This window comes from Bradyrhizobium stylosanthis, assembly GCF_001641335.1.
GTDB lineage: Bacteria > Pseudomonadota > Alphaproteobacteria > Rhizobiales > Xanthobacteraceae > Bradyrhizobium > Bradyrhizobium stylosanthis.
This window is the reverse complement of sequence record NZ_LVEM01000002.1, coordinates 388,852-398,046: the sequence shown is the minus strand read 5'-3', so window position 1 is coordinate 398,046 and position 9,195 is coordinate 388,852. Positions and strand designations below refer to the sequence as shown.

Below are 9,195 nucleotides of genomic sequence, written 5' to 3'. Positions count from 1 at the left end.
ATGGGTTGCAAGACCCCAGCAAGACGATCGGCAAGGCCGGAGCATGGCAATGAACAACAACGAACACGAGCACCGTCACGACGCGGACACGCATTCCGGATGCGGCTGTTCCGCAAAAGCTGCACAGCCGGCCAAGCCGGCGGCGGCCTCGTGCTGCGGCGGCCAGGGCGATCATTCCGGCCATGCCCATCATCACGGTCATGACCACGGCGACGCCGGAGGCAAGGTCAAGGACCCCGTCTGCGGCATGACGGTCGATCCGGCGACGTCAAAACACCGCTTCGAGCATCACGGCGAGACCTTCCATTTCTGCTCGGCCGGCTGCCGCACCAAGTTCGCTGCCGATCCCGCAAAGTATCTTGCAAAGGAGAAAGCGCCCGAGCCGGAGATGCCGGCGGGCACGATCTATACCTGTCCCATGCATCCCGAGATCCGCCAGGTCGGACCCGGCACCTGCCCGATCTGCGGCATGGCGCTGGAGCCGGAGGTGGCGAGCCTGGAGAGTGGCCCCAATCCGGAGCTCGCCGACATGACGCGGCGGTTCTGGATCGGCGGCGTGCTGGCGCTGCCGGCGGTGGTGCTGGAGATGGGCGGCCATCTCGCGGGGCCCCACAACTGGATCGACCAGACGCTCTCGAACTGGATCCAGTTCGCGTTCGCAACGCCCGTGGTGCTGTGGGCCGGCTGGCCGTTCTTCGTGCGCGGCTGGCAGTCGCTCGTGACGCGCAACCTCAACATGTTCACGCTGATCGCGATGGGCACCGGCGTCGCCTACGTCTACAGCGTGCTCGGCACCGTCGTGCCGCAGATATTCCCCGACACGTTCCGCGGCCATGGCGGCGCGGTCGCCGTCTATTTCGAAGCCGCGGCCGTCATCACCGTGCTGGTGCTGCTCGGCCAGGTGCTGGAGCTGCGCGCCCGCGACGCGACCTCGGGCGCGATCAAGGCGCTGCTCCAGCTCGCGCCGAAGACCGCGCGCCGCGTCGATGAAGATGGCGGCGAGCACGAGGTCGAAATCGACACACTCCATGCCGGCGACCGCCTGCGCGTTCGGCCCGGCGAGAAGGTGCCGGTCGACGGTGTCATTCTCGAAGGCCGTTCCTCGCTCGACGAGTCGCTCGTGACGGGCGAATCCATGCCGGTCACCAAGGAGACCGGCGCCAAGGTTATCGCCGGCACGCTCAACCAGTCGGGCAGCTTCATCATGCGCGCCGACAAGGTGGGGCGCGAGACGCTGCTGTCGCAGATCGTGCAGATGGTCGCGGATGCACAGCGTTCGCGCGCGCCGATCCAGCGGCTGGCCGACCAGGTCGCGGGCTGGTTCGTGCCGACGGTGATCGTCGTCGCCCTCGCCGCCTTCGCCGCCTGGGCCTGGTTCGGGCCGGAGCCGCGGCTCGCCTTCGGCCTCGTCGCCGCCGTCAGCGTGCTGATCATCGCCTGCCCCTGCGCGCTGGGCCTGGCGACCCCGATGTCGATCATGGTCGGCGTCGGCCGCGGGGCGCAAGGCGGTGTGCTGATCAAGAACGCCGAGGCGCTGGAGCGGATGGAGAAGATCGACACGCTGGTGGTGGACAAGACCGGCACGCTGACCGAGGGCAAGCCCAAGGTGGTCACGATCGTGCCTGCGGCCGGTTTTGCCGAGGACGACATCCTGCGCATCGCGGCCAGCGTCGAGCGCGCCAGCGAGCATCCCCTGGCCGACGCGATCGTACGCGCCGCAAAGGAGAAGCAGCTGGCCCTCGGCCAGGTCGAGGACTTCGACTCGCCGACCGGCAAGGGCGCGACCGGCAAGGTCGACGGCAAGTCCGTCGTGCTCGGCAATGCCCGGTATCTGACGTCGATCGGCATCGACACCGGGGCGCTCGACGCCGAAGCCGAGCGGCTGCGCGGCGACGGCGCCACCGTGATCAACATGGCCGTCGACGGCGGGCTCGCCGGCCTGTTCGCGATCGCCGATCCGGTCAAGGCCTCGACGCCGGAAGCGCTGAAAGCGCTGGCCGAGGAAGGCATCAAGGTGATCATGCTGACCGGCGACAACCGCACGACGGCGGAGGCCGTGGCGCGCCAGCTCGGCATCGCCGAGGTCGAGGCGGAGGTGCTGCCGGACCAGAAGAGCGCGGTGGTCACAAAACTGCAGAAGGCCGGCCGCAGCGTCGCGATGGCCGGCGACGGCGTCAACGACGCGCCGGCGCTGGCCGCCGCCGAAGTCGGCATCGCCATGGGCACCGGCACGGACGTCGCGATGGAGAGCGCCGGCGTCACCCTGCTCAAGGGCGACCTCACCGGCATCGTCCGCGCGCGAAAACTGTCGCAGGCGACGATGAGCAACATCCGCCAGAACTTGTTCTTCGCCTTCATCTACAACGCCGCCGGCATCCCGATCGCCGCCGGCATCCTCTACCCGACCTTCGGCGTGCTGCTATCGCCGATCATCGCGGCGGCGGCGATGGCGCTGTCTTCGGTGAGCGTGGTCGGGAATGCCTTGCGGCTTCGTGCGACGCGGCTGTGAGTGTCGCAAAATCCGTGTAAAACAGGTCCATTCGGCGAGACGCGCGGAGAGGACCTGATGCAGCGGATAACGATCACGATCGAGGACGATCTCCTGGCGGAGATCGACGCCGCCGCCGAGGCGCGCGGGTACCAGAACCGCTCCGAGATCATCCGCGATCTCGCGCGCGCCGGGCTGCAACAATCCACCGAGGACACCGCGCAGACCGGCCAATGCGTGGCCGGCCTCATCTATGTCTACGACCACGCCGCGCGCGATCTCTCAAAGCGACTGGTGCAGGAATTCCACGGCCACCATGACCTCGCGCTGGCGACCCTGCACGTCCATCTCGACCACGACAATTGCATGGAGATGACGGCGCTGCGCGGCTCCGCCGACGAGGTCAGGCATTTCGCCGACCACATCATCGCCGAACGCGGCGTGCGTTACGGCCGCGTGGTGATGATCCCGACCGGCGAGGGCAAACATGTGAAGGCGAGGAAGCACGGGCACCGGCACGAGTAGGCCTACCGCGCAGACGATACGAACCCTCTCCCCTTGCGGGAGAGGGTGGCTCGCCGCGCAGCGGCGAGACGGGTGAGGGGTATGTCTCGGCAAGTCCAACTCTCATTTGAGCTCGCGGATAGATACCCCTCATCCGGCGCTTCGCGCCACCTTCTCCCGCAAGGGGAAAAGTTTGCGGGTCCTTGCGGTTTCTTGCGCGACCCACTCGACTTCCATGTGTTTGATAAGACGACTAAATTACGCACGTTCCGGAAAGCGGACGCAACGGCGCGCACCCGCATTTACCGACACCAAACCCGACACCAAAACAACGGAATGTGCAAGATGTCATCCTTCAATCTTAAGAGCCCGAGCGCTCGCGCCAAGTTGGCGGTGCGCAAGAGACCGTATCGCCAGCACCTTGAGCGCGGCCTGACCCTTGGCTATCGCCGAAACCAGGGGCCAGGCACCTGGTGCGTTATCGCTCCCGATGGCCACGGCAGCGAGTGGCTCAAAGCTTTCGGCAGCGCCGACGACGGCGAGTCCGTCGCGGACGGCAAGACGATCTTCAGCTACAAGCAGGCGGCTCAGGAAGCTCGCAGGCTCGTGCGCGGCGGCGACGCCGATAAGGTTGATGCCAACGAGGGCAAGAAGTTTGTGACCCTCGACGAGGCCCTGACCAACTACGGGACCGATTTGGAGAAGCGCGGCGGCAACCCTTACAACGCCACTTCGCCGCGCGAGCATTTGCCCGCGTCGCTTCTGTCGAAGCCGGTGCCGCTGCTCGATGCCACCGAGCTGCGCAAGTGGCGCGACAGCCTCCACGGGCTGACGCCCTCCAGCGTCAACCGCTATCTGAGCAGCATCAATGCTGCCCTGAACCTCGCGGTTGAGCAGGACAGCCGCATCCAGAACTCGCAAGCGTGGAAGATCGGCCTCAAAAGGATACCCGGCGCGACCGAGAGCAATAACGTCATCCTGGTCAATGATCAGGTCCGCACCATCGTCCGCAACGCCTATGCCCGCGATCACGAGCTGGGCCTGCTTACCGATGTCCAGGCCCAGGGCGGCAACCGGCCTTCCCAAGCTGCGCGGCTCCGGGTTCGTGACCTGCTCAACCATCGCACGAGCCCGAAGCTGATGATGCCGAAATCCAGCAAGGGCGGCGGCGCCAAGGCGAAGGAAAAGCGGGTCGAGCGCTTCCCGGTGCCGATCACCCCAACGTTGGCGGCGCGGCTGGCCAAGCACGCCGAAGGCCGCAAGCCGGGCGACAGGCTGCTCTTACAGAGCAACGGCAAGCCCTGGGGCCGCACCGACCCGAAAGACCCGAGCCGGGACGCTGTGGGGGTCGCCGACGACTATGGCGACGATTTCCGCGAAGTGGTCAAGGCAAGCGGTCTCGATCCGGACGAAGTGACAATGTATGCGCTGCGGCATTCCAGCATCGTCAGGCAGTTGATGAAGGGCGTTCACCAGCGGGTCGTTGCTGCGAACCACGACACCAGCGTGGTTGAGATCGAAAGGACCTATTCCAAATACATCACCGACCACACCGATGCGATGACCCGCGCTGCTCTCCTGGATGATGAAACCACGCCGCCCGATAACGTGGTGCAGTTGGCGGCCTAATCGGCACCGCAAAAGAAGAGCCCCGCTTAGGCGGGGCTTTTTTTTCGTTCAGCGGTGGCGCGCTTCACGCGCTCGCGGTGGCATTCCTTGCAGACCGTCATGGTCGCATCCCGGAGGCCGGGGCGCACCTGCACATAGAAGTCGCGGAGCGGCTTCTCCTGGCGGCACGCCTTGCAGACCTTGGTCGCGATAACCTGGGTGTTCATCGTCGGCTGATCTCCGTCATCTTGCCGCAGTGGAAGCACCTCGTGCGGCTGCGTTCTCGGAGCCGCTGCATTTCCTCGATGTAGCGCTCGCGAGCGCGGGACCACTGCGTCTCCTCGCTGGCCATGCGCCGGAGGACGAACATCGGGTCGAGCCGCGTATGGCAGCGCCCGCATTCGACCTCTGTCTCGCCCTCGCGCAGATAGTAGGTCACCGGGACGAAGCCGCGCCCTTCGACGTAGTAGGACCGGTGATCGCAGCCGTCGCGGTCGCCCCAACGGTCGACCACCTTGAGGAATGGCGGCTCGCCTTCGGGCGGCTTCTTGAACCGAACCGGAATGCGCGAAACGTTGTCGTCGCTCATCGCGCGCCCGCCTTGTGATCGGCCCAGCCGGTGCGATCAAGCTGCGCGCGGCACATGCGCCGGACCTGCTCGGCCAGCTTGATCCTGGCCAGCTTGGCAAGCAGCGCGATCTGCTCATGGTCGTGGTCGTCAAAGGTCACGACGATCTTCTTTCCCATCCTTCGGCTTCCTCATCTTGCGCTTCGGCCAGCGGCTTGGCGGTCGCGGCTCGCCTCGATCCTTGGCCAGCAGGCGGGCCCGGAATTCCTCCTGGCCCTTTTCGATCCGTCGCGTCTTGGCCATCTGCGGAATGTCGCGCTCGCGGGTCTTGCGGTCGTGCGCCCGGATCAGCATCGGGGTCAAATTCCAGAATTCATCCGAGCCGTCCTGCGCGTGATAGAGCCCGTGGTCGAACCGAAACAGCGAGAGCACCTGGTCCTCGGTCATCTTCACCGCGTCCTCGTGCGGGATGATCTTCACCAGCTTGCCGGTGCCGTCGTCGGTCAGCATCTCGCAAAGCGTCGCCGCCAGCTTGGTCTTGAACGAGATGCGGCCGCGCCGCCGCATCAATCCTCTTCGACCGGCTCGTCGGTCCGGTAATTCGGGTCCGTCAGCACGTCGGGCCGATAGCGGCCGAGCTTCTCCCTCCGGCACTTGTCGCAGACCCGGCACAGCGGAATGCCGCGCGCATCGTGCTCCCACCGCGACTGCTTGCCGGACCCGCAGGGGCAAAGATTGTCAGCCATATCTCCTCCGCTTCTTTCTCAGCGCGGTGCAGGCAGCAGCGGCTGCATGGTGCCGGTCTCATAGATCGCCTTGAGGCGCGGCTTGATCGCGTCGCCCACGGTCTGGCCATCGGGCATGACAATGTGCGCCAGAAACTCATCCTCGAACGTCGTAATGCCGGTCTCCACGGCTTCCAGCTTGGCCTTGATCACTAGCGCGAGCGCGCGCCAGCGCTGACGGCAGGCCTGCTCCCAGGCGCTGGCCGCAGCTTCCGTTGAACGCGGCCGGTCAAACGCGCCGTGCTGGTTGGCGCGCTGATGCGTGAAACGGCGCTCGCTGCGCTTGGGGAGCGGCAGCCTGAACATCACGCGCCGCTCATTGGCCTCGAAGCAGACGATGGCATGGTCGGTCGAGGTCATGAACGCCGTCGCGCTCGCGCCATAGCGCACGATCATGCGCTCGATCTCGGCGCGACTCTTCTCGACAGGCACCTCGGTGTCTTTGGCAAAGCGCGTCATTGCCGGTGTCCCTTCACGAGCACCCAGCGAGGTGTCGGGTTGCGCTCCCACGACCACTTGACCAGATTGTCCAGGCTGTCCCATGCACGCCTTGGCGACCCATCTTTCATAGGTCGGCTTCGCCTGCACGTCGGCTTCATACGCCAGCTGGCCGGGCGTCTTCGTCATGTGCGCTCCTGATTGAGCGGTGTTTCATAGATGGTCACCAGCTCCACCACGGCGAACTGCTCCCGATACTGGTGATCGGCCGCAAGGGTATCGGCCAGCTGCTTGGCCTGAACCGCCCCGTGCAGCTCGGCCACGATCTCGCCCCTGGTCAGGTTGATGACGCGGAATGTCATTGCAGCCGCTCTTTGATTTGATCGGCGATCAGTTGCCGCGTGTACGCCGCCCAATGATCGAACTCATCGACGGCATCCCTCGGGCTGACGAAAGGGATGGCCGTGAACACCGAGACCGTCATGCAGCCGATGATGTTGTAGGCAACGCCTGGGCTCACACCGTCGATGAGGGCGAGCAACATAGTTGCCGCATTGCGCCCGACATTCGCGTCCCGTTCCGCCCGCTCCTCGCCGCTCATGACGCTGCCGGTCCCATGATCGCGCGGAAGTGCTCGCGGCAAACGTAACTCGTGAGCGGGTGCCGGATGGGGTGCGGGTCGTCGGCGAAGACCACTTCCTCGACCTTGTGCGCGGCAGCCTCGCCGCAAAAGCAGCGCTCGCCCTCGCGACTGCCGGGATGCGCCGCCGACCGCTCGACCAGGCCAAGCAGCCAGACCACCAGATTGGCGCGATCAGGCAGCACCAGCTCGTTGCCGGGGTTCGCGTCGCGCCAGCGGCGGACCGCCCGCATGTCGGCCTCCCACTGCAGGTCGAAGATGTCCTGCAGCTCGGCTGCGTCTTCCTTGGCAGCGGCCAGCTCGGCCTGCAGCGTCTCGAGTTCGCTCTGTTCGGTCACTTCAGCACCTTCTGGATTTCGGCGAGCGACTTCTCGACCTTGTCGGCGATTGCCAGCAGCCGCCGCATGTCGGGCTCCAGCTTGCGCATCTCGGTGAGCGCGGCCTTCGCTTCGGCGATCTGCTCGTGGATTTCCTCGTTGCCGACTTCGTCGCCGAAATTCTCCTCCCGGAGCAGCTTCACCCAGGCGCGCGGCACGCCGAGATCGGTGGCCACCTTCTCATCGGTCCAGCCGCGCCCGTAACCGACCTTTCCGTCGATGTAGACCTCGTTGAGCTTCTCAAAGATGATGCGCCGGTCCTCGCGCGTCATTGCCTTGCCGTGATCCTTTACAATCTGCAGCGCGACTTGCGGCGGCGGCGGTACCTCGACCTTCGGCATCGGCTTCTCCTCAGATTTGCGCATTGCTGCGAACTTCGCCGCATTGAAACATTTCGGGCAGCGGTGGGCGGCAGCGCTCTTGCCAATGCGCCAGCCCTTCGCTTCGAGCTTGCGGGCGACGAACTGCCATTCGATGTTGTCGTCCATGCCCCGACCGTTCGCCATCAGGTTTACCGGGAGCGGCACGGCGGCCTCGCAGCTGGGCGCTCCGCATCGTGCGATGATGCCCCGCACCAGCCTGCCGTCCTCACCGTAGGGCACCCTGGTGTGTTCGAACGCGGTCGAGACGGCGCTACTCATCCTTTGCCCTCGCTTCTGGCAGGAGTCGGTCGATCACCGCGCCGATGATCGAGGACGGCTGGCCCTGGCCGTCGCGGGTGATGGCGCTCGCCATGGTCTCGACCTGCGCGCCGTATTGCAGCGCGAGTGACAACAGGACGGCACCGTCCCGCGCGATAGCCTCGACGGCCTCGCCGCTCTTGCCGCCCGAGATGAAAATCTCGCCGAGCGCGCCGTCCTCGTAGAAGCCGAGGGTCACGGCATAGCCGCGATTGAGACCACCGAAGCTGATGTCGAAGGTCTCGGCACTGCGCCGCATCGGCAAGGTCCTGCGGTCGGTCATCGCATGTATTCCCGATGCTGCTCGTTCGTGTCCAAGTCGACGATGTCGACCCAGCCGATGTCGGGGCGCTGGCGGAAGGCGGACAGCTCGACCATCAGGCTGGGCTCGGTGGCGTGCACCGTCGTGATCGCGCACATGCCGCGCCGCTTCCCGTTGTCGGGGTCCTCGACGCCGTAAAATGCCGATACACGCCACCGCCAGGCCATCACGCCGCCTCTGCGATCTTCGGCTTGCGGCGGCTGCGACGCTCGCTTTCCAGCGCGCCGGAAACCTGGCGGATGCAGGAGATCAGGTCGTTAGCCTGCGCCTTGGTGGTGATCGCCGCAGTGACGTGCAATTCGAGCGCGTCGTTCTCGGTCTTCAGCTGAATGTCGGCCCCCTTGGGAATACGCATAGACTTCTCTCCTTGTTTGCCAGCGCGCTGGCGTTGCTTAAGACGCTTCGTTGAGGATGATGTGCATGACCTCGGTCAGCCGCGCCTGGTACGCGATGCCGATCAGGCCGAGGCAGTCCGCGAACTGCTTGTCGTTCTTCAGATCCATCAGGAACGCGGTGATGGCGACGCGAACAGCCATGGCCTGGCCTTCGGTCAGTGTGTGCCCGTCGATGGTGATCGTCGCCTCCATCACGACCGCTCCTTCTCGGTGAACAGCTCAGCCTGCGGCGCTTCAGCGGCGACCATCGCGCGGTAGTCGATGGCAATAGCCTCCATCAGCTCGATCTCGCGCTTTGCCTGGGCCTCGGTCATGAAGCCGTCGGCGACGCGCCGCCGATAGACGTGCTTGCGGTAGCCGCCGTCGTGGTCTTGGGCGTGTCGCTACGCA

The 9,195-nt window shown here is 65.5% G+C and carries 18 protein-coding genes; 3 read left to right on the top strand and 15 right to left on the bottom strand.

Annotation, left to right across the window (positions count from 1 at the left end; translation table 11 throughout):
• The first annotated feature begins 49 nt into the window (after positions 1–49).
• The 3 genes from A7X65_RS13925 (at position 50) to A7X65_RS13915 (ending at position 4,621) form a co-directional block, all read left to right on the top strand.
• A complete protein-coding gene (locus tag A7X65_RS13925; RefSeq protein WP_063685635.1) occupies positions 50–2,509 on the top strand; it encodes a heavy metal translocating P-type ATPase in 2,460 nt (819 codons plus the stop codon).
• A gap of 57 nt (positions 2,510–2,566) precedes the next feature.
• Positions 2,567–3,013, top strand: a complete 447-nt coding sequence (nikR, locus tag A7X65_RS13920) for a nickel-responsive transcriptional regulator NikR (RefSeq protein ID WP_063685633.1) — start codon at positions 2,567–2,569, stop codon at positions 3,011–3,013.
• 324 nt (positions 3,014–3,337) lie between these two features.
• Positions 3,338–4,621, top strand: a complete 1,284-nt coding sequence (locus tag A7X65_RS13915; protein WP_245323519.1) for a tyrosine-type recombinase/integrase — start codon at positions 3,338–3,340, stop codon at positions 4,619–4,621.
• A gap of 26 nt (positions 4,622–4,647) precedes the next feature.
• Here A7X65_RS13915 and A7X65_RS13910 read toward each other — a convergent pair whose 3' ends face one another.
• From A7X65_RS13910 to A7X65_RS43550, 15 genes are read right to left on the bottom strand one after another with little or no spacing between them, the layout of a single operon-like run.
• Entirely contained in the window at positions 4,648–4,827 is a 180-nt protein-coding gene (locus tag A7X65_RS13910) for a hypothetical protein (RefSeq protein ID WP_063685629.1), read from the bottom strand.
• Positions 4,824–5,189, bottom strand: coding sequence for a hypothetical protein (locus A7X65_RS13905; RefSeq protein WP_063685627.1), 366 nt, complete (start codon positions 5,187–5,189; stop codon positions 4,824–4,826). The genes A7X65_RS13910 and A7X65_RS13905 overlap by 4 nt, the downstream gene beginning before the upstream one ends.
• Complete coding sequence (locus tag A7X65_RS41685; protein ID WP_156527801.1) at positions 5,186–5,347, bottom strand: hypothetical protein; 162 nt, start codon at positions 5,345–5,347, stop codon at positions 5,186–5,188. The genes A7X65_RS13905 and A7X65_RS41685 overlap by 4 nt, the downstream gene beginning before the upstream one ends.
• The gene (locus A7X65_RS13900) at positions 5,319–5,735 is read right to left on the bottom strand and encodes a hypothetical protein (RefSeq protein ID WP_063685625.1); all 417 of its coding nucleotides are present in this window, start codon (positions 5,733–5,735) and stop codon (positions 5,319–5,321) included. Before A7X65_RS13900 ends, A7X65_RS41685 begins: the two co-directional genes overlap by 29 nt.
• Complete coding sequence (locus tag A7X65_RS13895; RefSeq protein WP_063685623.1) at positions 5,735–5,914, bottom strand: hypothetical protein; 180 nt, start codon at positions 5,912–5,914, stop codon at positions 5,735–5,737. The genes A7X65_RS13900 and A7X65_RS13895 overlap by 1 nt, the downstream gene beginning before the upstream one ends.
• Positions 5,915–5,932: 18 nt before the next feature.
• A complete protein-coding gene (locus A7X65_RS13890; RefSeq protein WP_208608610.1) occupies positions 5,933–6,580 on the bottom strand; it encodes a hypothetical protein in 648 nt (215 codons plus the stop codon).
• Complete coding sequence (locus tag A7X65_RS41680; RefSeq protein ID WP_156527800.1) at positions 6,577–6,753, bottom strand: hypothetical protein; 177 nt, start codon at positions 6,751–6,753, stop codon at positions 6,577–6,579. The genes A7X65_RS13890 and A7X65_RS41680 overlap by 4 nt, the downstream gene beginning before the upstream one ends.
• Entirely contained in the window at positions 6,750–6,992 is a 243-nt protein-coding gene (locus A7X65_RS13885; RefSeq protein WP_063685620.1) for a hypothetical protein, read from the bottom strand. The genes A7X65_RS41680 and A7X65_RS13885 overlap by 4 nt, the downstream gene beginning before the upstream one ends.
• Positions 6,989–7,369, bottom strand: a complete 381-nt coding sequence (locus tag A7X65_RS13880) for a hypothetical protein (RefSeq protein WP_063685618.1) — start codon at positions 7,367–7,369, stop codon at positions 6,989–6,991. The genes A7X65_RS13885 and A7X65_RS13880 overlap by 4 nt, the downstream gene beginning before the upstream one ends.
• On the bottom strand, positions 7,366–8,049 hold the full coding sequence (locus tag A7X65_RS13875) for a hypothetical protein (protein ID WP_063685616.1): 684 nt from the start codon (positions 8,047–8,049) through the stop codon (positions 7,366–7,368). Before A7X65_RS13875 ends, A7X65_RS13880 begins: the two co-directional genes overlap by 4 nt.
• Positions 8,042–8,371, bottom strand: a complete 330-nt coding sequence (locus A7X65_RS13870; protein WP_063685614.1) for a TSCPD domain-containing protein — start codon at positions 8,369–8,371, stop codon at positions 8,042–8,044. Before A7X65_RS13870 ends, A7X65_RS13875 begins: the two co-directional genes overlap by 8 nt.
• Entirely contained in the window at positions 8,368–8,577 is a 210-nt protein-coding gene (locus A7X65_RS13865; protein WP_063685612.1) for a hypothetical protein, read from the bottom strand. Before A7X65_RS13865 ends, A7X65_RS13870 begins: the two co-directional genes overlap by 4 nt.
• Positions 8,577–8,765, bottom strand: a complete 189-nt coding sequence (locus A7X65_RS13860) for a hypothetical protein (protein WP_063685610.1) — start codon at positions 8,763–8,765, stop codon at positions 8,577–8,579. Before A7X65_RS13860 ends, A7X65_RS13865 begins: the two co-directional genes overlap by 1 nt.
• A 37-nt stretch (positions 8,766–8,802) precedes the next feature.
• Positions 8,803–8,997, bottom strand: coding sequence for a hypothetical protein (locus A7X65_RS13855; protein ID WP_063685607.1), 195 nt, complete (start codon positions 8,995–8,997; stop codon positions 8,803–8,805).
• Positions 8,997–9,119, bottom strand: coding sequence for a hypothetical protein (locus A7X65_RS43550; RefSeq protein ID WP_283806158.1), 123 nt, complete (start codon positions 9,117–9,119; stop codon positions 8,997–8,999). The genes A7X65_RS13855 and A7X65_RS43550 overlap by 1 nt, the downstream gene beginning before the upstream one ends.
• Positions 9,120–9,195: the final 76 nt, after the last annotated feature.

Bases quoted from the DNA above. Each gene is read 5' to 3' on its own strand.
- A7X65_RS41680 (WP_156527800.1), bottom strand. From the start codon at position 6,753: ATGACATTCCGCGTCATCAACCTGACCAGGGGCGAGATCGTGGCCGAG.
- A7X65_RS13910 (WP_063685629.1), bottom strand. From the start codon at position 4,827: ATGAACACCCAGGTTATCGCGACCAAGGTCTGCAAGGCGTGCCGCCAG.
- A7X65_RS13870 (WP_063685614.1), bottom strand. From the start codon at position 8,371: ATGACCGACCGCAGGACCTTGCCGATGCGGCGCAGTGCCGAGACCTTC.
- A7X65_RS13890 (WP_208608610.1), bottom strand. From the start codon at position 6,580: ATGACGAAGACGCCCGGCCAGCTGGCGTATGAAGCCGACGTGCAGGCG.
- A7X65_RS43550 (WP_283806158.1), bottom strand. From the start codon at position 9,119: ATGACCGAGGCCCAGGCAAAGCGCGAGATCGAGCTGATGGAGGCTATT.
- A7X65_RS41685 (WP_156527801.1), bottom strand. From the start codon at position 5,347: ATGGGAAAGAAGATCGTCGTGACCTTTGACGACCACGACCATGAGCAG.
- A7X65_RS13885 (WP_063685620.1), bottom strand. From the start codon at position 6,992: ATGAGCGGCGAGGAGCGGGCGGAACGGGACGCGAATGTCGGGCGCAAT.
- nikR (WP_063685633.1), top strand. From the start codon at position 2,567: ATGCAGCGGATAACGATCACGATCGAGGACGATCTCCTGGCGGAGATC.
- A7X65_RS13925 (WP_063685635.1), top strand. From the start codon at position 50: ATGAACAACAACGAACACGAGCACCGTCACGACGCGGACACGCATTCC.
- A7X65_RS13860 (WP_063685610.1), bottom strand. From the start codon at position 8,765: ATGCGTATTCCCAAGGGGGCCGACATTCAGCTGAAGACCGAGAACGAC.
- A7X65_RS13900 (WP_063685625.1), bottom strand. From the start codon at position 5,735: ATGCGGCGGCGCGGCCGCATCTCGTTCAAGACCAAGCTGGCGGCGACG.
- A7X65_RS13895 (WP_063685623.1), bottom strand. From the start codon at position 5,914: ATGGCTGACAATCTTTGCCCCTGCGGGTCCGGCAAGCAGTCGCGGTGG.
- A7X65_RS13905 (WP_063685627.1), bottom strand. From the start codon at position 5,189: ATGAGCGACGACAACGTTTCGCGCATTCCGGTTCGGTTCAAGAAGCCG.
- A7X65_RS13915 (WP_245323519.1), top strand. From the start codon at position 3,338: ATGTCATCCTTCAATCTTAAGAGCCCGAGCGCTCGCGCCAAGTTGGCG.
- A7X65_RS13865 (WP_063685612.1), bottom strand. From the start codon at position 8,577: ATGGCCTGGCGGTGGCGTGTATCGGCATTTTACGGCGTCGAGGACCCC.
- A7X65_RS13855 (WP_063685607.1), bottom strand. From the start codon at position 8,997: ATGGAGGCGACGATCACCATCGACGGGCACACACTGACCGAAGGCCAG.
- A7X65_RS13875 (WP_063685616.1), bottom strand. From the start codon at position 8,049: ATGAGTAGCGCCGTCTCGACCGCGTTCGAACACACCAGGGTGCCCTAC.